This window comes from Rhizobium sp. BR 362, from assembly GCF_036528765.1.
Lineage (GTDB): Bacteria > Pseudomonadota > Alphaproteobacteria > Rhizobiales > Rhizobiaceae > Rhizobium.
The window spans coordinates 21,782-43,767 of sequence record NZ_JARWGH010000004.1; the positions used below are offsets into that span (position 1 = coordinate 21,782).

The 21,986-nt window shown below is 59.9% G+C and carries 21 protein-coding genes; 13 read left to right on the top strand and 8 right to left on the bottom strand.

All coding sequences use genetic code 11. The annotated features are described in order from the left end of the window. Nucleotides 1-26: 26 nt before the first annotated feature. From blaOXA to QDY28_RS06640, 5 genes are all read right to left on the bottom strand, one after another. Nucleotides 27-830, bottom strand: a complete 804-nt coding sequence (blaOXA, locus tag QDY28_RS06620) for a class D beta-lactamase (RefSeq protein ID WP_331380901.1) — start codon at nt 828-830, stop codon at nt 27-29. 46 nt (nt 831-876) lie between these two features. Then, on the bottom strand, nt 877-1,902 hold the full coding sequence (locus tag QDY28_RS06625) for a glucokinase (protein WP_331380902.1): 1,026 nt from the start codon (nt 1,900-1,902) through the stop codon (nt 877-879). Nucleotides 1,903-1,933: 31 nt separating this feature from the next. Next, nucleotides 1,934-2,311 carry a methylglyoxal synthase gene (locus QDY28_RS06630; protein WP_331380903.1) on the bottom strand — a complete coding sequence of 126 codons (378 nt, stop codon included), beginning with the start codon at nt 2,309-2,311 and terminating at the stop codon, nt 1,934-1,936. 107 nt (nt 2,312-2,418) lie between these two features. Continuing rightward, complete coding sequence (gene mepA / locus QDY28_RS06635; RefSeq protein ID WP_331380904.1) at nt 2,419-3,465, bottom strand: penicillin-insensitive murein endopeptidase; 1,047 nt, start codon at nt 3,463-3,465, stop codon at nt 2,419-2,421. A 144-nt stretch (nt 3,466-3,609) separates the two neighbouring features. Then, nucleotides 3,610-4,179 carry an isochorismatase family protein gene (locus QDY28_RS06640; protein ID WP_331380905.1) on the bottom strand — a complete coding sequence of 190 codons (570 nt, stop codon included), beginning with the start codon at nt 4,177-4,179 and terminating at the stop codon, nt 3,610-3,612. A 36-nt stretch (nt 4,180-4,215) separates the two neighbouring features. Between QDY28_RS06640 and QDY28_RS06645 the strand changes: the two genes are divergently transcribed. The 11 genes from QDY28_RS06645 (at nt 4,216) to QDY28_RS06695 (ending at nt 15,545) form a co-directional block, all read left to right on the top strand. Beyond that, nucleotides 4,216-4,851 carry a TetR/AcrR family transcriptional regulator gene (locus tag QDY28_RS06645; protein WP_331380906.1) on the top strand — a complete coding sequence of 212 codons (636 nt, stop codon included), beginning with the start codon at nt 4,216-4,218 and terminating at the stop codon, nt 4,849-4,851. Nucleotides 4,852-4,961: 110 nt separating this feature from the next. Next, nucleotides 4,962-6,803 (top strand): extracellular solute-binding protein, encoded by a 1,842-nt coding sequence (locus tag QDY28_RS06650; protein WP_331380907.1) that lies wholly within the window; start codon nt 4,962-4,964, stop codon nt 6,801-6,803. 171 nt (nt 6,804-6,974) lie between these two features. Beyond that, entirely contained in the window at nt 6,975-8,069 is a 1,095-nt protein-coding gene (locus QDY28_RS06655; protein ID WP_331380908.1) for a microcin C ABC transporter permease YejB, read from the top strand. Continuing rightward, nucleotides 8,069-9,223 carry an ABC transporter permease gene (locus QDY28_RS06660; RefSeq protein ID WP_331380909.1) on the top strand — a complete coding sequence of 385 codons (1,155 nt, stop codon included), beginning with the start codon at nt 8,069-8,071 and terminating at the stop codon, nt 9,221-9,223. Before QDY28_RS06655 ends, QDY28_RS06660 begins: the two co-directional genes overlap by 1 nt. 66 nt (nt 9,224-9,289) lie before the next feature. Beyond that, nucleotides 9,290-9,601, top strand: coding sequence for a hypothetical protein (locus QDY28_RS06665; RefSeq protein WP_331380910.1), 312 nt, complete (start codon nt 9,290-9,292; stop codon nt 9,599-9,601). Next, nucleotides 9,601-10,104, top strand: coding sequence for a type II toxin-antitoxin system VapC family toxin (locus tag QDY28_RS06670; protein WP_331380911.1), 504 nt, complete (start codon nt 9,601-9,603; stop codon nt 10,102-10,104). Before QDY28_RS06665 ends, QDY28_RS06670 begins: the two co-directional genes overlap by 1 nt. Beyond that, nucleotides 10,101-11,729, top strand: a complete 1,629-nt coding sequence (locus tag QDY28_RS06675; RefSeq protein WP_331380912.1) for an ABC transporter ATP-binding protein — start codon at nt 10,101-10,103, stop codon at nt 11,727-11,729. Before QDY28_RS06670 ends, QDY28_RS06675 begins: the two co-directional genes overlap by 4 nt. 11 nt (nt 11,730-11,740) lie before the next feature. Next, nucleotides 11,741-12,700: a 2-hydroxyacid dehydrogenase gene (locus tag QDY28_RS06680; protein ID WP_331380913.1), complete on the top strand. Its 960-nt coding sequence runs from the start codon at nt 11,741-11,743 to the stop codon at nt 12,698-12,700. Nucleotides 12,701-12,777: 77 nt separating this feature from the next. Continuing rightward, on the top strand, nt 12,778-13,047 hold the full coding sequence (locus QDY28_RS06685) for a hypothetical protein (RefSeq protein ID WP_331380914.1): 270 nt from the start codon (nt 12,778-12,780) through the stop codon (nt 13,045-13,047). Between the two features lie 196 nt (nt 13,048-13,243). Further along, nucleotides 13,244-14,548: a nicotinate phosphoribosyltransferase gene (gene pncB, locus QDY28_RS06690; protein ID WP_331380915.1), complete on the top strand. Its 1,305-nt coding sequence runs from the start codon at nt 13,244-13,246 to the stop codon at nt 14,546-14,548. An 88-nt stretch (nt 14,549-14,636) separates the two neighbouring features. Further along, nucleotides 14,637-15,545 (top strand): tetratricopeptide repeat protein, encoded by a 909-nt coding sequence (locus QDY28_RS06695; RefSeq protein ID WP_331380916.1) that lies wholly within the window; start codon nt 14,637-14,639, stop codon nt 15,543-15,545. A 189-nt stretch (nt 15,546-15,734) separates the two neighbouring features. Here QDY28_RS06695 and QDY28_RS06700 read toward each other — a convergent pair whose 3' ends face one another. Next, nucleotides 15,735-16,574, bottom strand: a complete 840-nt coding sequence (locus tag QDY28_RS06700; RefSeq protein WP_331380917.1) for a hypothetical protein — start codon at nt 16,572-16,574, stop codon at nt 15,735-15,737. 172 nt (nt 16,575-16,746) lie between these two features. Here QDY28_RS06700 and QDY28_RS06705 point away from each other — a divergent pair, with 172 nt between their 5' ends. Together QDY28_RS06705 and QDY28_RS06710 are read left to right on the top strand one after the other, a co-directional pair. Then, on the top strand, nt 16,747-18,909 hold the full coding sequence (locus QDY28_RS06705; protein ID WP_331380918.1) for a mechanosensitive ion channel family protein: 2,163 nt from the start codon (nt 16,747-16,749) through the stop codon (nt 18,907-18,909). Nucleotides 18,910-19,000: 91 nt separating this feature from the next. After that, on the top strand, nt 19,001-20,029 hold the full coding sequence (locus QDY28_RS06710; RefSeq protein ID WP_331380919.1) for an aldo/keto reductase: 1,029 nt from the start codon (nt 19,001-19,003) through the stop codon (nt 20,027-20,029). Nucleotides 20,030-20,066: 37 nt separating this feature from the next. Here QDY28_RS06710 and QDY28_RS06715 read toward each other — a convergent pair whose 3' ends face one another. Together QDY28_RS06715 and QDY28_RS06720 are read right to left on the bottom strand one after the other, a co-directional pair. Continuing rightward, nucleotides 20,067-20,795 carry an SDR family NAD(P)-dependent oxidoreductase gene (locus QDY28_RS06715; protein ID WP_331380920.1) on the bottom strand — a complete coding sequence of 243 codons (729 nt, stop codon included), beginning with the start codon at nt 20,793-20,795 and terminating at the stop codon, nt 20,067-20,069. Next, the gene (locus QDY28_RS06720) at nt 20,792-21,913 is read right to left on the bottom strand and encodes an alkene reductase (protein ID WP_331380921.1); all 1,122 of its coding nucleotides are present in this window, start codon (nt 21,911-21,913) and stop codon (nt 20,792-20,794) included. The genes QDY28_RS06715 and QDY28_RS06720 overlap by 4 nt, the downstream gene beginning before the upstream one ends. Nucleotides 21,914-21,986: the final 73 nt, after the last annotated feature.

Sequence of the window (21,986 nt, forward strand, 5' to 3'; positions counted from 1 at the left end):
TGGCCTATTGCACTGGTTAAGGCAGCTCATGGTGCCACGCTCATTATAAGCGAAGGCAGCTCGGCCAAAAAGGCGTCGCGTGTCCTTGCGCCCGTCGGTCCCTGCTCCTTCTTTTCGTCCTGGATCAGCCGCGCGAACACGAGCCTGCGATCGCCTTTCGCCGCCCATCCGACGAACCATCCATACGGATAGCTTTTGTCGGCGGCTCCGCCGGGACGTGCTGAACCGGTCTTGCCGTGAATGTCCCAACCGTTGGGCAGAGCCGCAACTTCGGTGATGCGCTCCGTCATGTCGAAAGCTTGCGGGCTTACGGGCAGTTGTCGGGTCACCAGCTTTCCGAGAAAGGCGACCTGTTCGAGCGGGGAAATCTTCAGCGAGGAGCCGATCCAGGAACGGTCCAGCCCATTGTTCTTTCCGGGGTCGCCGGAGACGTCGGCATTGCCGTAGCGGAACTTGACGGCGTAGTCGTGCAGCCGTTCCGTGCCAAGCGCGTGCGTCACCTGCTGCGAAAACCAGACCACCGAATATTTGATCCATCGAGCCGGGTCCGTCGGCTGGCGCCACTCGGCACCGCGCCAATCGACATAGCCCTTACGATAAGGCAGCAGCGGTGTATGCTCGTCCTTCAGAAAGCCAGAATCGAAGCCCATCAGGCTGATCGCGATCTTGAAGGTGGACGCCGGCGTGACGCGGGTTGCGCAATCGCCTTGCTGCAACAACACCTTTCCGTCTGCCGCATTCGCTACCACCGTGCAGAGGATTTTTGCATCAGCGGTGGAGATTGAAAGCGTGGCCGCAAGCAATGCCAGCGGAAGGAAGCGATAGTTCATCTGGTTCTCCCGCGGCCGCATCTGGCGACGCGCTGCTCTATCCTGGTCAACGCCGCCAGCGGCGGCCGTCCGTCGCCAGGCCGAAATCGGCCGGCATGCGGGCGTAGGCCGAGAGGCCCGCCAGTGCGGCAAGAGGGTGGGTGACCACATGCGTCGGGATCGATTTCAGCAGCGCGGAATGCGGCGCCTTGTCTTCGAAAGCGGCGCGGAATTCCGGCTTCTGCAGCGCCGGCAGGATCTTTTGCGAGATGCCGCCGGAAAGATAGACGCCGCCGCGCGCCATGAAGATCAAGGCGATATCGCCGGCGACGCGGCCGAGATAGGTGACGAACAGCGTCACGGTTTCTTCGGCCTGGGCGTTGGTGCCGGCAAGCGCATGGGTGGTGATATCAGCCGGCTGCGTCAGTGCGGGCTCGATGCCATCAGCCTTGCAGATCGCGTGATAAAGATACTGCAGGCCGCGGCCGCAAAGGACCTGCTCGGCAGAGATCCGGCCTTCGATGGGTTCCAGATGCGGCCAGATCTGAAAATCGCGCACACTGCGCGGCCCGAGATCGATATGTCCGCCTTCGCCAGGCACCGGGATCCAGGCATGCTGGGCATGAATGAGGCCGGCGACGCCAAGGCCGGTGCCTGGTCCGAGTACGGCGCGCGATGCGATCATGCCGTCAGAGGTTTCACCGATGGTCTCGCGATGCTCCTCGGAAACACCGGCGATCGCTAGCGCCTGCGCCTCGAAATCATTGATGATCAGCACATCATCAAGACCGAGATTGGCGATCATCGTCTTCGGGCGGATCACCCAGTCGCAATTGGTCAGCGGAATCTCGTCGCCGCGAACCGGCGCTGCAATGGCAAGGATCGCCGAACGCGGCTTCACCGCCGTCTTGTCGAGAACGCCCTGCTGGATCGCCTCGTCGATCGTTTTGAAATCGGCGGTATGCACGTTGGGGAAATGCTTCGGCTCGGCATAGGCATCGACGAGGATTGAAAAGCGGGCATTGGTTCCGCCGATATCGCCGATCAGGATCGGAAAGGGCAAGGGGGCTTCGCTGTGAGTAAGCTTGGGCATGGCGAGGTCCGTGGTCTGCCGCCGAGGCGGATTAATGGTTCAGTGTTTTGATCAGTCGTTCTGCAGTGGCTTCGTTGAGAGCCATGGGAATGTCGTAGAGAACGGCAAGCCGCGTCAATGCCTTCACGTCGACATCGTGCGGCATCGGGGTCAGTGGGTCGATGAAGAAGACGAGTACATCGATTTCGCCGGTGGCGATCATGGCGCCGATCTGCTGGTCGCCGCCGAGCGGACCGCTCTTCAGGCGGGTGACCTTCAGGCTGGGGCAGGCATCGAGCACCCGGCCGCCAGTCGTGCCCGTGGCGACGATATGCCAATCGGCAAGTGCATCCTGGTTGCGGCGTGCAAATTCCGCCATCGCATCCTTTTTCTGATCATGCGCGATCAGCGCGATGCATTTGCCGGCCATGAAATTCCCGCTCCACCCAAGATTTTTTAATCGATTTATCTGCCTTCTATACCAAGAGACAAGCCTTTGAAAGACGGGTTGAGCCGGTCGAAACCGGCTCTGCCGTTTTACTGCTGCGGGATGCTGCCGGGCGGGGTGCTGCCCGTATCGGCGCTGGAAACCGGCATCGCGCCGGTCGTCACGCTCGCTGCAGCGGTCTTGGCGCCGAAGGTGGCGGCGCGCGCCGAGGCGACGGCGGGTGCATCCAGCACGGCCTGGCAGGACTTGGGCAGATCGGAAACCATGACTTCACGCGGCTTTACCGGCGGTTTCGTGCTGGGTTTCGGCTTCGCCCAGGGGGCGGGCGTGAACCACCAGGCGAGCGACTTGTCGCAGCCGTCGCCGGCGGCAACGGGTGCCTGCGGTTTGCAGCCGGTCGAGCCTGCAGGGCAGCGGATGCGGATATGGAAATGCGAGTCATGGCCGTATTCCGGGCGAAGCTTGCCGAGATTGGTGCGGTCGCCGGTCCAGGTCTCGCACATCTTCTTCTTGATTGCCGGATTGACGAAGATGCGTTCGACTTCGGGGTAGCTCGCAGCACGCATCAGGAGGCGGGCATGCTCCGGCGTCCAGACCTTGTCATTGATCGTCAGGAATTTGTCCTTCGCCAGCATGCTGGTGAAGGGCAGGGTCTCGCGCTCGGCCGTCGTCAATGTCCGCGACGGCATCGGCGTCAGCCAAACGTCGGCATCGAGACCGATCTGATGCGAGGCATGACCGTTGAACATCGGCCCGCCACGTGGCTGCGAGATGTCGCCGACCAGGATACCCGGCCATCCGTCATATTTGGCGGCATCGCGGGACAGGCGTTCAAGGAGGGAGATCATCTCTGGTCGTCCCCAACGGCGGTTGCGCGACAAGCGCATCGCCTCCCAGGTCGGTCCGTCGGTCGGCAGCGCCACGGCGCCGGAAAGGCAGCCCTTGGCATAGAAGCCGAACGATTGCGGCGGTCCCTGCGTCGGTAGCGTTACCGCGCCGAAGATCGCCTTGGCGCTTCCGGGCGTCGGGGTTGCCTGCTGCGCCAGCGCATCGCCGCTGATGAGACCCGCGCCGATCGTGGCTGCGAGGGAAAGTTTGCTGAACGTATCGAGGGTCCGAACCAGGACAGAAATCATGTGGTTCCCTAAGAAGCTGCCGGCGATGGCCGAAGTGATTTGTCGCAAATCTACCTTGAAAAGCGATTTTGGTGAATCCGTGTTTTTATCGCTTGAGCCGAATGGACGGCTGTAGATTGCTTGCCGGAACCACTAACTCGCTGATCAAACAGCCAGAATTTCCGCCGTCTTGCGGATGCGCGACAGCCGCGGCAAAACCTTTGTACAGGCGAAATCCTGCATTTCCTGCGAAAAGGTCGTCACCGCATCCTCGGCGACGATGATGGAATAATTGGCCGCATAGCCGTCGCGAGCGGTCGATTCGACGCCGAAATTGGTGGCGACGCCGGTAAGGATCAGTGTTTTGATGCCGCGGCGGCGCAGTTGCAGATCGAGTTCGGTGCCGTAAAAAGCACTCCATTGCCGTTTAACGATGGCAATGTCGGGCGTCAGTGCAGCGATTTCGTCGGGTGCGGCGAGGGCTGCCGGCGGCAAACCTCCCTCTGGAAAGCTGAAGCTTTCGTCGACGGGCCGGTTGACAGCGTCGGCATAGTCTGCGGAAAATCCAACCGTCACAAAGACTCTCGTTCCACCGGCGGCTTTCAGTTTCCGAGCGATGGCGACGGTATTCTCGACGATCTGCTGCGCAGAGTGGGGTGCGAGCGGGCGGCTGAGAACCAGGCCCTGCAGATCGATGGAGACAAGTGCGGTGGTTTGGGGATCGTAAAGAGGCATCAGGGGGCTCCGGGGAAATATGAGGGTATCCTCACAATGACAGATATGAGGGAATCCTCGCAAAAATCAAGCGCGGAGCCGCAGACGCGCATCCCGAAGCGTCGCCGCGGCCACGACCGCGTTGCCGTGCTCTTGGAAGCGGCCGCCAAGATCTTCGTTCGGAAGGGCTATGACGCGGCGACAATGACCGAGATTGCAGCCGAAGCGCACTCGTCGATCGGCTCGCTCTATCAATTCTTTCCAACCAAGCCGTTGCTGGCCGAAGCGCTGCATATCGATCGGCTGGAGCGGCTGAAAGCCGTGCTTCAGGACATCGCGGAAAAGAGCGGCGGCCTTTCGGCTGCCGATAGCGGCGAGGCAATCTTCGACGGGCTCGGCGCTTTCATCGAGAAGTTTCCGGAATTTCCGGTGCTTGCCGCCCGCCGCGACGTTCCGAGGGACCGCAAGCTGCGTTCGCGGGCGGAGCTCAAAGAGCTGATTTCCGCCATCCTGCGGCGGGCGGAGCCGCCGGTCACGGACGATGTTGCCTTGATGGCGGCGATCGTTCTCGAACTGCTGCGCATCGCCGTCGTCGCCGCCAACGAGCCGGAAGCGGCCGGCGACCGGCGTCTTGTCCGCGAATTGCGCCTGATGCTGCGCAAACGCCTTGAAGAAGCTGCGGCAAAAGCCTGACTTCATGGGGCGGCAATCGGCCGATTTGGGAGAAGATGAGCAATTCCGTCCTGCTTTTTGCCCTCATTTGGCCTATGCTTGATTCCCATCAAATCATCAGAGGATCATGAATGGCATTGTCGCGGTTGAAAGCAGGCTTGGTTGCTTCTCTTTTCTGCCTGCTGGTCTTGCCGGCGCCATCCAACGCCGACGAGCTAGAGTTCCGCATCGGCACCGCCATTCTCGGCGATCTGAAATACCAGCCCGGCTTCAAGCATTTCGACTACGTCAATCCTCACGCGCCGAAGGGCGGCGAATTGAAGCTTTCGAGCAATGGAACGTTCGACACGGTCAATCCCATTCTGCTGAAAGGCAACCCCGTCACTGGAATCGGACTGGTTTTCGATACGTTGCTGAAATCGGCCGACGATGAGATCGCCTCGTCCTATGGGCTGCTGGCGGAGGGCATATCCTATCCGGACGACATATCGAACGCGACGTTCCGATTGCGGGCCGAGGCGAAATGGGCTGACGGAGCCCCGGTAACACCTGAAGATGTCATCTTCAGCTTCGAGAAGGCCAAAGAACTCAATCCCTTCTTGACTAGCTACTACGCGCATGTCTTGCGGGCTGAAAAGACCGGCGATCGGGATGTGACCTTCACCTTCGACGAGAAGAACAATCGCGAACTGCCGTTCATTCTGGGGCAGCTTCTTCCTATCGTGCCGAAACATTGGTGGGAAGGCACCGGACCGGACGGCAAACCGCGTGATATTTCCCGCACGACACTGGAGCCGGTCATGGGCTCTGGCCCCTATAAGATCGCTGCCGTCTCGCCGGGCTCGACCATCCGCTATGAACTCCGCAACGACTATTGGGCCAAGAACTTGCCCGTCAATGTCGGCGAGAACAATTTTGGCGTGATCTCTTACGCCTATTACGGCGACGATGATGTGGAGTTCGAAGGCTTTCGCGGCGGCAACGTCGATTTCTGGCAGGATAATAGCGCGAGCCGCTGGGTAACAGGCTATGATTTCCCCGCCGTCAAGGATGGCCGCATCAAGCGCGAAGATCTACCAAATCCGCTGCGCGCCACCGGCGTGATGCAGGCGCTGGTGCCGAACATGCGCCGCGACCAGTTCAAGGATCAAAGGGTGCGTGAGGCGCTCAATTACGCCTTTGATTTCGAGGAGATCAACCGCACGGTCGCCTATGGTGTATATCGCCGGGACGATAGCTATTTCTTCGGCACCAAACTCGCTTCCTCCGGTCTGCCGCAAGGGGAAGAACTGAACGTCCTGAACGAGATCAAGGACAAGGTGCCGCCTGAAGTCTTCACGACCCCCTACAGCAACCCGGTGGGCGGCGATCCGCAGAAATCTCGCGACAATCTCCGTAAAGCGATCGCGCTTCTCAAGGAAGCCGGCTATGTCATCAAGGGCAACCGGATGGTCAATGCCAAGACTGGACAGCCCTTTTCCATCGAGATTCTCCTCGGCAGCCCATTTGTTGAAAAATGGGTGCTGCCCTATGCGCAGAACCTGAAGAAGATTGGCATCGATGCACGTGTTCGAACCGTCGATTCATCGCAATATATTAATCGCGTCCGCAGCTTTGACTATGACATGATCTGGACCGTTTGGGCTCAGACCCTCAATCCGGGCAACGAGCAGATCGACATGTGGGGCTCGGCTTCCGCCAATCGCCAAGGCTCGCGCAACTACGCCGGCATAGCCGATCCCGGCATTGATGCGCTGATCACCAAGGTCATTCTTGCCAAGGATGTCGCCGAGAAGGAGGCAACGGCGAGAGCGCTCGACCGTGTTTTGCTCGCCCACCACTACGTCGTTCCGTTGTTTTATGCCACGAGCTTCCACATCGCCTATTGGGACAAGTTCGAACATCCTGCCAACCTGCCGGAATATTCGATGGGCTTTCCCGAGACATGGTGGTCGAAGAACGCCGGCAAATGAGCGGCTCTTGCAATGATAGGCATGCTGGCTCCAAATGCCCCATGCCGATTCGGCAATTTCAGCCTGAAATGACTGCGCCGGCTCTATTCGGCGGAAGGGAATAAGCGACTTGAACGACGGATGGATTGAGGCGGGAGCGGGCATATTCCTCAATGAGGGAGTGACGGGCTGATGGGCGCCTATATCCTCAGACGTCTGCTGCTGATGATCCCGACCATTATCGGCATCATGGCGATCTCCTTTACGATCGTGCAGTTCGCGCCCGGCGGTCCCGTCGAGCAGGTGATCGCGCAATTGACCGGCCAGGCCGACAACGCCAACGGCCGTCTTTCCGGCGGCACCGATATACTCGGCCAGCAACAGGCAGCCGACGACAGCAGCTCGAAATATCGCGGTGCGCAGGGGCTCGATCCGGAGCTGATCGCCAAGCTCGACAAGCAGTTCGGCTTCGACAAGCCGCCGCTCGAGCGCTTCGGCCAGATGATGTGGAACTATATCCGCTTCGATTTCGGCGAAAGCTTCTTCCGCAACACCCAGGTGATCGATCTCATTGCCCAGAAGCTGCCGGTATCGATCTCGCTCGGCATCTGGATCCTGATCTTTTCCTACGCCATCTCCATTCCGCTCGGCATCCGCAAGGCGATACAGGATGGATCGACCTTCGACGTCTGGACATCCGGCGTCATCATCATCGGCTATGCCGTTCCGAGTTTCCTCTTCGGCATCATGCTGATCGTGCTTTTCGCCGGTGGATCCTTCTTCGATTGGTTTCCGCTGCGCGGCCTGGTCTCCGACAATTTCGCCGATCTCGCCTGGTGGCAGAAGATCATCGACTATCTCTGGCATCTCGTGCTGCCGTTGATTTCGCTGTCGCTCGCCGCCTTCGCCACGACGACGCTTCTGACCAAGAATTCCTTCATCGAGGAGATCAAGAAGCAATATGTCATCACGGCGCGCGCCAAGGGCCTCAGCGAACGGCGAGTGCTCTACGGCCACGTCTTCCGCAATGCCATGCTGATCGTCATCGCCGGTTTTCCCGGTGCCTTCATCTCCGCTTTTTTCACCGGTTCGCTGCTGATCGAGAATATCTTCTCGCTCGACGGTCTCGGCCGCCTCAGCTATCTCTCCGTCGTCCAGCGTGACTATCCGATCGTGTTCGCAACGCTCTATATCTTCTCGCTGCTTGGCTTGTTCGTCGGCCTGATCTCGGACCTGATCTATACCTGGATCGACCCGCGCATCGATTTCGAGCGGAGGGATGTCTGATGGACGCTGCGACCAATTCGACCGCCCCGGCAGTGGTAAAGCCGCCGCGCAAAGGCCTCTTTTCGCCGACCAACGTTCGCCGCTGGCAGAATTTCAAGGCGAACCGCCGCGGCTACTGGTCCCTCTGGCTATTCCTGATCCTGTTCGTTCTCAGCCTCGGAGCGGAATTCATCGCCAACGATCGGCCGATCCTCATCTCCTACAAAGGCGAGATCCTGACGCCTATCTTCGTCGACTATCCGGAGGAAAAGTTCGGCGGCTTCCTGGCGCAGACCGATTATCGCGCAGAGGATATCAGGCAGGAGATCAACGCCAATGGCTGGATGATCTGGCCGCCGATCCACTATTCCTATCAGACCGCCAACTCGAACCTTCCGAAAGGAAGCTCGGCTCCGACGGCTCCCTTCTGGCTGATGAGCAAGGAACAACGCTGTTCCGGCTATGAAAAGGGCGTCGCCGATCCGAATTGCACTTTGAGCAATCTCAACTGGCTCGGCACGGACGACCAGGCGCGGGACGTACTGGCACGCATGATCTACGGCTTCCGCATCTCGGTGCTGTTCGGCCTGGCGCTGACCATCTGCTCGGCGGTCGTCGGCGTTGCCGCCGGTGCCATACAGGGTTATTTCGGCGGCTGGACAGACCTTCTGCTGCAGCGCTTCATCGAAATATGGTCGTCGATGCCGGTGCTTTATATCCTGCTGATCATCGCCTCGGTCTTGCCGCCGGGCTTCTTCATCCTTCTCGGCATCCTTCTTCTGTTTTCCTGGGTAGGCCTCGTCGGCGTCGTGCGTGCCGAATTCCTCCGGGCGCGCAACTTCGAATATGTGCGCGCCGCCCGCGCGCTCGGCGTCAACAACATTACCATCATGTATCGCCACCTGCTGCCGAACGCCATGGTCGCGACCCTGACCTTCGTACCGTTCATTCTCTCCGGCTCGATCACGACGCTGACCTCGCTGGATTTCTTAGGCTTCGGCATGCCCCCCGGCTCGCCTTCGCTGGGCGAAATGATCGCCCAGGGCAAATCAAACCTGCAGGCCCCCTGGCTGGGCCTGTCCGCCTTCTTCACCATGTCGATCATGCTGTCGCTTCTGATCTTCATCGGCGAGGCCGTGCGCGATGCATTCGATCCGAGAAAGACGTTCCGATGAGCAAACTCGTTTTTTTTCGAAGCTCGGGTTACTATATCGAGCTCGTGACATCAGGGCGTTTGGGCCATGAACAAGATTGTGATTGAACACTATCCCGCATCGAAGCTTCCGGAAGATCTCCGCGAGAAACTGGAAAAAGACGCTAAAACGGTGCGCCTGGTGATGGAGTCTGAATCGGCGATGGAATCCGGATTGCCGGAGGGCAAAGAGGATAAGTGGCCCGGTTTCAAGGGCTTAATGCCGCCCAATCCGGAGCCGATGTCCGTTGACGAATTGCTCGCGACCATTGAGCGCCTTCGTGCGGAGAACCGACCGTCGGTAACTCGTGAAGAGGCGGTTGCCAGAATCCGTGCATTGCGGGATGAATGGGACTATTGATGGAAGATGTCGGCAGAATTTATCTCGACACCAACATTTTCATTATCGCATTCGAAAGACGAGATGAAATTGGCGATATGCTTCTTCAGTCATTCGTTGCCGCTGGCCGACGTCACGCGAAACTGTTCGTGACGAGCGAATTGACGTTGGCCGAGCTTCTCGTGACACCTTACAGAAACGGCGACACGATTCTGGCCGAGACTTACGAAACGTCAATTTCGACAAATAGTTGGCTCGAGGTCTTGCCAATTGAGCGATCGATGTTCCTCTGCACTGCAATGCTCCGGTCCCAATATAGCGGCTTGAAGTTACCTGATGCTCTTCATCTTTCTGTCGCTGCCGCGGCCGGTTGCTCGCATCTCCTGACCGACGATTATGGGATAAAAGGCGAGTATCGCCTCGCAGGTTCCCGGTATGGGCTGGAGTTTGACACACCGCCGCTCGCCGTCCTCCGCCCTGACGAGCCCACTCTCTCATCGCTCCTGAAAAGCCTGGCCGAATGACCGAACCGCTGCTCTCCGTCCGCAATCTATCCGTCGCCTTTCATCAGGGCGGGCAAACGTCGACTGCGGTCGATAGTGTCTCCTTCGAGATCGCCAAGGGCGAGGTGCTGGCGCTGGTCGGCGAATCCGGATCGGGCAAGTCGGTGTCGGCCAACTCGATCCTGAAGCTGCTGCCCTATCCGTCCGCCAGCCATCCCTCGGGCGAAATCCTGTTCAAGGGCAAGGACCTGCTGAAAGCGTCCGATAATGAGCTGCGCGCCGTCCGCGGCAACGACATCACCATGATCTTCCAGGAGCCGATGACCTCGCTTAATCCGCTCCATACGATCGAAAAGCAGATCGGCGAAATCTTGGCGCTGCACCAGGGCATGGTCGGCCAGCCGGCCCGTAGCCGCATACTGGATCTCCTCAACCAGGTCGGCATCCGCGAGCCGGAAAAGCGACTCAAGGCCTATCCGCACGAACTGTCCGGCGGTCAGCGTCAGCGCGTGATGATTGCCATGGCGCTCGCCAACCGGCCGGAGCTTCTGATTGCCGACGAGCCGACGACGGCGCTCGACGTCACCGTGCAGGCGCAGATCCTCCAATTGCTGCGCGACCTCAAGGGCGCACACGGCATGTCGATGCTGTTCATCACCCACGATCTCGGCATCGTCCGCAAATTCGCCGATCGGGTCTGTGTCATGACCAAGGGCCGTATCGTCGAAACCGGCACGGTCGAGGAGGTCTTCACCAATCCCCAGCATGACTATACCCGGCATCTGCTTGCGGCCGAGCCGCGCGGCGAGCCGCCGGTGGGCGACACCAGTAAGCCGGTGGTCATGGAAGGCTCCGACATCAAGGTCTGGTTCCCGATCAAGGCCGGGTTGATGCGCAAGGTGGTCGACCATGTGAAGGCGGTCGACGGCATCGATTTGAGGCTGAGGGCCGGGCAGACGCTCGGCGTCGTCGGCGAATCCGGCTCCGGCAAGACAACGCTCGGCCTGGCGCTTGCCCGGCTGATCTCCTCCAGAGGCCGCATCAGCTTTGTCGGCAAGGACATTGCGGACTATTCCTTCAGAGAGATGCGGCCGCTGCGCAACCAGCTTCAGGTCGTTTTTCAGGATCCCTATGGATCGCTGAGCCCGCGTATGTCGGTTGGCGAAATCATTGCCGAGGGGCTGAAGGTGCATGAGCAATCTCTATCGGCGGAAGAGCGCGATCAGCGCGTCTGCTGGGCGCTGGAGGAGGTAGGTCTCGATCCCTCAACCCGCTGGCGCTTCCCGCATGAATTCTCGGGCGGCCAGCGCCAGCGTATCGCCATTGCCCGCGCCATGGTGCTGAAGCCGCGTTTCGTCATGCTGGACGAGCCGACCTCGGCGCTCGACATGAGCGTGCAGGCGCAGGTGGTCGATCTGCTACGCGATCTGCAGCGGCGCCATGACCTTGCCTACCTCTTCATCAGCCATGATCTGAAAGTGGTGAAGGCGCTTGCGAACGACCTGATCGTCATGCGCTTCGGCAAGGTCGTGGAGCAGGGCTCGTCAGCGGAGATTTTCCGTGCCCCTAAAGAGGATTACACCAAGGCGCTTCTCGCCGCCGCCTTCAACATCGAAGCGGTACCCACCGCCGCTATCCAGCAATAAAGACAATCGCCATGCCGGTCAAAAGCCCCGTTCTCGTCGATCTCAAATTCACGCCTGAGGCCATCGCCGCCGCTCTTGAAACCGCTTTTGCCGATCGCGGCAGCATCAATCTCGCCGATCCCGCCAACAAGAGTGCGGATCTGAGCCAGATCGACTATGCCCTTCTGTGGAAGCCGGACGCCGATCTCTTTCAGCGCGCGCCTAATCTCAAGGTGATCTTTTCCGGCGGCGCCGGCGTCGATTCGATGCTGAATATCGCTGATCTGCCCGACATTCCCATCGTCCGCTTCGTCGACCGCAGCTTAACGGTGCGCATGACGGAATGGATCGTGCTGCAATGCCTCATGCATCTGCGCGATGTCTTCGGTCATTTCCGTCACCAGCGCAAGCGCGTCTGGGGCCATCTTCCGGCGCCGGAGGCACGTGAAGTCGCGGTCGGGGTCATGGGTCTCGGCATTCTCGGCCTCGATGCCGCCGCCAAACTCAAGGTCATGGGCTTTGATGTCATCGGCTGGTCGCGGCAGAAGAAGCACATCGACGGCATGGAAACGTTCGACGCCGGCGAGCTCGACGCCTTTCTGTCGCGGACCGATATTCTCGTCGGTCTGCTGCCGCTGACGCCGGAGACGACAGGGCTATACAACAGCTCGCTTTTTTCGAAGCTTCGTCGCGGCGGTGCTCTGAGCAAGCCGGTGTTCATCAATGCCGGACGCGGCAAGAGCCAGGTCCAGGCCGATATCGTCTCTGCGATCGAAACCGGCGTACTCGGGGGCGCGTCGCTCGATGTCTTCGATGTCGAACCGCTGCCGATGGACGATCCGCTGTGGAACCTGGAGAATATCGTCATCACTCCGCATGATGCAGCGGTCTCCGAAGAACATTCGCTGATGCGCCATGTCGAGGAGCAGATCGCCCGCTTCGAACGCGGTGAGCCTTTACAATATCTGGTGGATCGCAGCCGCGGCTACTGAGCGCCTTCGGAACCTTCCAGAGCCGCCTCCGTTTTCCAAAGAACGCCGCCGCAAGGCGAATTTGGAAGGAGGCTGTCATGCCACGGAAGCTGGAAACCCATACGCATTGGGAGAATTCTGATCAGCGCCTGCATGAGGAAAAGGAATTGCCGGCGACCGAGGCCAAACAGGGACATATGGGGCGCCGGGTACTGGCAGTGCTCCTCGTTGCGCTCGCCCTGACGGCGATCGTCTGGGCTTTGGTCGAACTTTGGGGCCGCGAAACCGCGCCGACCGGGCCGGCAACAACGACCCAAGATCAGACGGCGGCCCCGAAACCGCCGGTTCAAGGCAATTCCCAGCCGTAGTGAATTCGGCATCGGTCACGAGTTAAGCCCATGCTGCGGCCCTCGGCAGCAGCGCGTTTAATTCAGTATCAATTTTCTTTCAGTGACTGGACTTTCGCTCAACATTTTTTGATAACAGGAGCATTATACCCGCCGCCAGCGCGCTGGAAGGCGCGAAGCATGACGTCTGGGGCGCAGGGAGACGGGCAGGAACGAGATGACGAAGACGGATATCGCCACCCGTGTCTATAACCATACCTGGAAGCTCGATCCGATCATCCGTAGCCTGATCGATACGGATTTCTACAAGCTTCTGATGCTGCAGATGATCTGGAAGCTTTATCCGGATGTCGACGCCACCTTCTCATTGATCAACCGCACGAAGAGCGTCCGGCTCGCCGAAGTGATCGACGAAAAGGAACTGCGCGAGCAGCTCGATCATGCGCGCACGATCAGGCTTTCCAAGAAGGAGATGATCTGGCTGGCGGGTAACAGCTTTTATGGTCGCGCCCAGATCTTCGAGCCGGAATTTTTGGCCTGGTTGTCGAATTTCCAGCTTCCGGAGTACGAGCTGTCGAAGCGCGACGGGCAGTATATTCTCGACTTCCACGGGTCGTGGAAGGAAACGACCATGTGGGAGATTCCGGCACTTGCCATCATCAACGAGCTGCGGTCGCGTGCGGCGCTGAAAGCGCTGGGTCCTTTCACGCTCGATGTCCTCTATGCGCGCGCCAAGGCGAAGATGTGGGAAAAGGTCGAGCGGCTGCGGGAGCTGCCGAACCTGCGTATTTCCGATTTCGGCACCCGGCGACGCCATAGTTTCCTCTGGCAGCGTTGGTGCGTGGAAGCGCTGAAGGAGGGTGTCAGCCATGCTTTCACCGGCACCAGCAATGTCCTTCTCGCCATGGATTCAGATCTTGAGGCGGTCGGCACCAACGCGCACGAGCTGCCGATGGTGGCGGCGGCACTGGCCAAGACCGATGAGGAGCTTGGCAAGGCGCCGTACAAAGTGTTGCGCGACTGGAACCGCCTTTACGGCGGCAACCTGTTGGTGGTTCTGCCCGATGCCTTCGGCACCGCCTCTTTCCTGCGCAATGCACCGGAATGGGTGGCCGACTGGACCGGTTTTCGCCCGGACAGCGCCCCCCCGATCGAAGGCGGCGAGAAGATCATCGACTGGTGGAAGAAGATGGGCCGCGACCCCCGCCAGAAACTTCTGATCTTCTCCGACGGGCTCGACGTCGATGCCATCATCGCCACCTATAAGCATTTCGAGGGCCGCGTGCGCATGGGCTTTGGCTGGGGCACCAACCTCACCAATGATTTCGCCGGCTGCGCGCCCACCGAAATCCACGGCCTCAACCCGATCTCGATTGTCTGCAAGGTGATCGAAGCCAATGGCCGCCCCGCCGTCAAGCTCTCGGACAATCCGCAAAAGGCAACGGGCGAACCGGCCGAAGTCGAGCGCTATCTGAAATTCTTCGGCGCCGAGGATCGGGTCGATCAAGAGGTGTTGGTGTAACCCATCTTGTTTTCGAAAGAGCGCGTGACAGCTCTACCGATTGTTGTAAAGATGGGATTACGCTACCGTTTCGACTCAAGGATCAGCCGTGGTACGAAATCATTATGGCTACGGATTGCTATTGTGCCTTGTCTTCTTGCAACCCGCTTACGCGCAAACGGATAACGCGAAAGCCGCATTCGCAAAGCACGATTACAGAGCGGCACTGCTGAATTGGCAGGCGGAGCAGGGCGACGCAACTGCTCAGTACGGCCTGGGGCGTCTATATTTCTTTGGATTAGGTGTACAGCCAGACTTCAAACAAGCCGTTTTCTGGTTTCGCGAGGCGGCCGATCAAAATAACCCCTACGCTGAATTTCGCCTGGGCCTCGCTTATTCACTTGGCGATGACGAAGCTGCTCCAGATCCCGAACAGGCGAATATTTGGTTTCAAAAGGCAATAGCTGGCTTGAGCAAGGCGGCCAAGAACGGCGATGTTATGGCTCAATACTTGCTTGGAGGCATGTATTCTCAAGGAGAAGGTGCGGTGCCAGATGCCATGATGGCGAACTTCTGGTTTCAGAAGGCGATGGGTAGTTTTCGCGAGGCGGCAGAGCAGGGAACAACCTCGGCCCAATACTGGCTCGGCCAAATGTATCTTAACGGCCAAGGTGTGAGCCGGGACGTGGATCAGGCAATTATCTGGCTCTCAAAGGCTGCGGAACAAAACGATCTAGACGCCCAACTCTGCCTTGGCGAGATCTACACTTATGCGCAATACGATCGCAAGGATAGCGATTTGGCGATTAAGTGGCTTACGAAGGCTGCGGAACAAGGTGAGCCAGGGGCGCAAAAGCGTCTTAGTGCCGCCTATGCGGCGCGTGCACGTCCCACTGATGCGGCTACGTCGGCCTACTGGTATCGCAGGGCGACCGCTACGGAAGCGTCATCTGCAGCTACGAACAGTTCTTCCGACGCGGTCAAGCCAATCAACCTACCATCTTCTTCCAAAAATTGAATCCGGTGTGGAGGCATTCATACAAATAGACGTCTGTTTAAGCTACCTGGTGTTCATTTGCCCGAAGAGGGCAAGTCACATGCTACTGCACGCTCCGCCCCACTCGTTTGAACAGCGACCATTTTCCATCTTCCCAGCGATATTGATCGGGTGAAATCACATAGGGCACGTCGCTGAGATCGGCGCTGATCAGTTCGAGAAGCTGCAGTCTTGTGGCGTCGTTTTCGTGGGTGAAGAATACCTTGTCCCGCGACAGGAAGGCCGCGATCGGTGCTGCGCCGCCGGATTGGTCCTGCACTTCGGCCCAGAATTCGGCAGGAAGGCGACGCTGGATTCGAACTGGCCGTCGATTTCAATATATTGAAACTGGCTGCGCTTAGCGATCTGCACGCCGGTTTTCGATAGAAATTTATGGAGATTTTCCTGCGCCGCCTCCGCCAGCTCGCCGACATCGATGCCCCAGCTATCCAAGGCGTTGCTCATTACATAGCTGACCGTGGTCTCGCCATTGACGACAAAGAGCCTGACGAGATTCTCGGCCTCATCGAGATAGACGAATTGCGGCGGGTCGGATTTGCCCTTGACTGCCTGTATCATCTGTTGCCGCGCTACGTCGACAAAGCTGCGCGATTTCAGCACCGGCAGCACCTTCTGGAGATCGCCGCCGCCCTCCAAGGCTTCGGTTATGTTGAGATAGTTGAGCAGAGCCTGGGCACGCGCCTGTCCCTTCTTTTCACGCAGCGCCAGCAGCGCGTTGCCCAGGAATTTCGTCATCGTGTCGCCGTTGCGGCTATGCAGCGTCAGGCTGCCGGCGCCCGGATCATAATCGACTTTGATCACCTCGCCGAAAAATGGCAGGCGCTCCTGCAGATAGGCGGCAAAGCGGGCCTCGTCTTGCAGCGCTTCATCGGGAATGTTGAGATCGAGGCTCTTGATCGCCGGCGGCTCTGCAGGCTGTCGGGCTGGCGGTTCAATCTGCGTGTCCGGCCGTTTGGCTCCGCCGAAGAGCTTTTTCAGGAAGTTGAACACGCGATACATCCCCAAGCGGTATTGGCGCAAAGCTAACGTGCCCCCGGTTCGTGTGCAATGCCGACGCCTAATTGATTGTATGACTTGCGTAAGTGCCTGCTTGTCCGCACTAAAAAGGCGTATAGTCTGCCCAAACAGGCTGATCGGGCCGATTGCGAGAAGGGCGGCGCAAATGAGTATTGTCGGGGGTGGCAGGCGGTCGATTGCAGCGCTGCTTCTATGTCTTGTTGCTTTTTCCGGCCCGGCCGCGGTCCGGGCGCAAAGTGCAGGCGCGCCATCGACGGCCGCGCCGCCGCCGGAGAAGGTCCGAGAACTCATTCAGTTGATGAATGAGCCCGACGTCAAGCAGTGGCTTGCGTCGCAGTTGAATACCAAGCCTGCTTCAGCAGACAATCCCGGCTCCGGCGGTGGCCAGATGTCGGAATTGTCCGACACCCTCAGCCACACGCGACGGCACTTAGAGATCGTGTCATCAGCCGCGATGACATTGCCTTCCGAGGTGATGACAGCCTCCAAGAGGCTTGAAAACGAAGGCGAGGCGGCAGGCCGGCTGCGCATCGGCATTCAGGCACTGGTGCTGTTTTTCTTTGGTCTCGTGGCCGAACTGGTGGTTGCGCGCCTGATCAATGCCAAGCATATGCAGCATACAGAGAGGGCGGCCGGGATCGAGACCGAATTGCAGGCCGCGCGTTTCCAGTTCATGGGCGGAGTCGTGCCGGCCATCATCCATGGCGTGGCGATACTGTTTCCGCTTCTCATCTTCGACTGGCCGCCGATCATCGAAAGTTTTGCGATCGCCTGCGTCATCGCGATCGTCTCCAGCCGGCTGGCGGTCTCGCTCGGCAGACTGCTAATGGAACTGATCGCGATGCGCCGGGCGAGCGATGTTCTCGATGAGGATGGCGGCGCCGCGCGCATCGCCGAGCGGCGGCAGGTCGCGAAGTATTGGTATAGGCGAGGCACGCTGTTCGTCATCTATTTTGCCTGCGGCTGGGCGGTGATCCAGGCCATGGAACCGCTCGGCTTTTCCGATGGCGCCCGCGCGCTTGTCGGCTATACGCTTGGCATCGGCCTGTTCCTCATCGCCGTCGAAGCGGTCTGGGCGCGCCCGGCGCATCCGGAAGCGCGTGGCAGAAAGGTGATCTCATGGCTTTTGACGATCTATTTCGCCGCGCTTTGGTGCCTGTGGGTGACCGGCTTGAATGGCCTGCTCTGGCTCGGCATCTATGCCATTCTGCTGCCGCGCGCGCTCTCGGTGTCGTCGCGGGCGGTGGAGGCGCTGCATGACGCGGCCGGCGGTGTTCTAGGCGCCGGCAAGCTTGTCACGGTGATACTGGACCGCGGCGTACGTGCCGTCATCATCGCGCTTGCCGCCCTCTGGCTCGGCCACATGCTCGGTGTCGAGGCAGCCATGATGATGAGGCAGCCTGAATCCATGATCAATCGCGTGGCCCGCGGCGTCATCGGCGGCATCGTTATCCTGCTCGCTGCCGATTTGCTCTGGCATCTGTCGAAGACCTACATCAATGCCAAACTGTCGGCGTCCGTGCCGCTCGTCAGCGACAGCGAGGAGATGAAGGCCCGGCGGGCCCGGTTGCACACGCTGCTGCCGATTTTCCGCAATATCCTTGCCGTGGTCATCGGCATCATCGCCATCATGATGGTGCTGTCGGGTCTCGGCATCGAAATCGGGCCGCTGATCGCCGGCGCCGGCGTCGTCGGTGTCGCTGTCGGTTTCGGCGCGCAGACCATCGTGAAGGATGTCATCAGCGGCATCTTCTATCTCTGGGACGATGCCTTCCGCATCGGCGAATATATCGAAAGCGGCAACCACAAGGGCGTGGTGGAATCCTTCAGCCTTCGCTCCGTGAAACTACGCCATCAGCGCGGTCCGCTGGCGACGGTTCCCTTCGGCTCCCTCGGTGCGGTCAACAACATGAACCGCGACTGGGCGATCGATAAGATCATCCTGAAGGTTACCTACGATACCGACCTTGTGAAGACCAAGCGCATCATCAAAGAAATCGGCCAGCGTTTGCTCGACGATCCGGAACTGGCGCCCGACATCATCCAGACGCTGAAGATGAAGGGCGTCGAGCAATTCGGCGATTTCGCGATCGAGATCAGGCTGGCGATCACCACCAAGCCCGGTGAAGTCTCCGTCATCCGCCGCAGTGCCCTGTCGATGATCAAGCAGGCCTTCGATGAAAACGGCATCCATTTTGCGTTTCCGACGGTCCAGGTTGCAAGCGAGAAGGATGCCGCTGCCGCGGCCGCCCGCCAGGTGATCGAGATGCGGGCGGCGACCGTCGAAGGTGTTGAACAAACCGGGTAACGACCACACATCACCCAGGCACGAGTGCCTCCGACCTCGGTTAGCTCCCGCGCGCCATCTTTGATGCATCCATCCTTTTGGAGGTTATGTTATGGACTATCGCTATCTCGGCGGATCGGGTTTTCGCGTGCCGGTCCTCAGCTTCGGTACCGGCACCTTCGGCGGCAAAGGCGAGTTTTTCGGCGCCTGGGGCGCGACCGACGTCGATGAGGCAAGCCGCCTGATCGATATATGCCTCGATGCCGGTCTCAATTTCTTCGACAGCGCCGATGTTTATTCCGGCGGCGTTGCCGAGCAGGTACTGGGCGAGGCGATCAAGGGCCGCCGCGACAAGGTGCTGATCTCCACCAAGGCGACCTTTCGCTCTGGTGATGGGCCGAATGATGTCGGCTCCTCACGCTTCCACCTGATCAAGACCGTGGAATCTTCACTCAAGCGCCTGCAGACCGATCATATCGATCTCTTCCAGTTGCACGGCTTCGATGCCATGACACCGGTCGAGGAAACGCTGTCGACGCTCGACGATCTCGTGCGTGCCGGCAAGATTCGCTATGTCGGCTGCTCGAATTTCTCCGGATGGCACCTGATGAAGTCGCTGGCGGCGGCCGATCGCCACAACCTGCCCCGCTATGTGGCGCACCAGGCCTATTATTCGCTTGTCGGCCGCGATTACGAGTGGGAGCTGATGCCGCTTGCCGTCGATCAGAAGGTCGGGGCTGTCGTCTGGAGCCCGCTCGGCTGGGGCCGTCTGACCGGCAAGATTCGTCGGGGCCAGCCATTGCCGGAGGTCAGCCGCTTGCACAAAACGGCGGACAGTGGCCCACAGGTGGACGACGAATATCTCTATACTGTGGTTGATGCGCTTGACGAGGTTTCGAAGGAAACCGGTAAGACTATTCCGCAGGTAGCCCTAAACTGGCTGCTGCAGCGGCCGACAGTGTCGAGCATTATCGTTGGCGCCCGCGACGAAGGCCAGTTGCGCGACAATCTTGGCGCCGTCGGTTGGAACCTGACAACGGAACAGGTCGCCCGCCTGGACGCCGCCAGCGCCCAGACGCCCGCTTATCCCTATTGGCATCAGCGCGGCTTCAGCGAACGCAATCCCTTTCCCGCCGGCTGAGGATTTTTATGGGGTCGGCGCTTCCAAGCGTCGGCCCTCAGAAAGTTTCCTTATAGGGACGCAGGTCGATCTCCTGGGTCCAGGCGGAGGGATGCTGGCGGTGGATATGCCAGTAGGTCTCGGCAATGGCATCGATGTTGAGCAGTGCGTCGGCCTGCAGCTCCGGCCGCCTTGAGCGCAATCTTTCGCCGTCGATGCCGCCATCGATGATGGTGTGCGCGACATGCAGGCCAAGCGGTCCGAATTCCCGCGCCATGCTCTGGCTGATCATCCTTAGGCCCGCCTTGGCGGCAGCAAACTGCGCAAATCCGGCCTTGCCGCGCAGGCTCGCCGAAGCGCCGGTAAAGATCACCGTGCCGCGTCCGAGGGGCACGAGACGCCGTGCTGCCTCCCGCCCGACAAGGAAGCCGCCGAAACAGCCGATGCGCCAGAATTCTTCGAAATCGGTGGCGGTGACATCGCGAAAGCCGATGTGACGGTTGATGCCGGCGTTGAAGACGATGAAGTCGGGCGGGTCGATATCGTCCTGCGGCGCAAAGGCATGCTCGAACAGCCGCTTCACCGCGGCCTCGTCAGTCGCATCGGTTTCTATGGCTTCGGCGCTGCCGCCGGAGGCGTTGATGGCGTCTGCGACCTTGGCGATCTTTTCCATCGTCCGGCTGGCGATGAAGACGTGGTAGCCTTTATCGGCGAGCAGCCGGCAGAGGGCCGCGCCGAGACCCTGTTCTGCTCCCACTCCAACGATGATGGCGCTTGGCACACTCATTCCGCAGCCTCCCTGGCATCCAATGTCGGATAATCCGTATATCCCTCTGGGCCGCCGCCGTAAAAGGTCGGGCGATGATAGGGGTTGAGGTTCGCGCCGCGGCGAATGCGTTCCGGCAGATCGGGATTGGCGATGAACAGGCGGCCGAAGGCGATGGCGTCGGCATGGCCCGCGGCCAGGGCGGCCTCCGCGGTTTCGGGCTTGAAATTGCCGGCGGCGATCAAGGTTCCGGACCAGGCAGGGCGGAAGAGCTCGGCTGCCGAAGGGACATTCTTGTGGTCGACTTCGGCCTGGCCCGCACCGCTGGCACGCGGCTCGATCAGGTGCAGATAGGCAAGATGCAGCCGGTCGAGTTCACGGATGACATGGCCGTAAAGCCGCAGCGGATCATCCTCGCCGCTGTCGTTGGCAATGCCGAAGGGGGAGAGGCGGACACCGACGCGATCCGAACCCCAGACCCCTGACACTTCTTCGATCACTTCGAGCAGCAGGCGTGTCCGGTTCTCGATCGATCCGCCATATTGGTCCGTGCGTTGGTTTGTACGGGCCTGCAGGAATTGTTCGATCAGATAGCCGTTGGCGCCATGGATCTCGACGCCGTCGAACCCGGCCGCCTTGGCATTGGCCGCAGCCTGGCCATAGACTTCGATCAGCAACGGCATCAGATCGGTATCGATCGCCTGCGGTGTCTCGAAGGGCACGCGCTCGAACGATGCCGTGAAAGCATGTCCGGAAGCGGCGATCGCCGAGGGCGCGAATGGCAGGCCGCCGCCGGGCTGATGTGAGGAATGGGAAATGCGGCCGACATGCCAGAGCTGCAGAAAGATCCGGCCGCGCTTGGCGTGAACCGCTTCGGTGACAGCTTTCCAGCCGGCGATCTGCTCCGGCGTGTGGATGCCCGGCGTTGCCGGCATGCCCTGTCCGGCCGGCGAAATCTGCGAGCCCTCGGAAATGATCAGCCCGCCCATCGACGCGCGCTGTGCATAATATTCGGCGTTCATCGTGGAAGGCACGTTGCCCGGCTGGCTTGCCCGCATGCGCGTCAACGGCGCCATGACGATACGATGCGCCAGCTCGTAAGGACCGACGGTAAGCGGCGAAAATAAAGTAGCTGTCATGAAATCTCCTGCCTGGATCCGATTGTGCTCCCTGGGCGGAAGGGCCGGTCAGCGGCGGTTCGGTCGGGGAGTA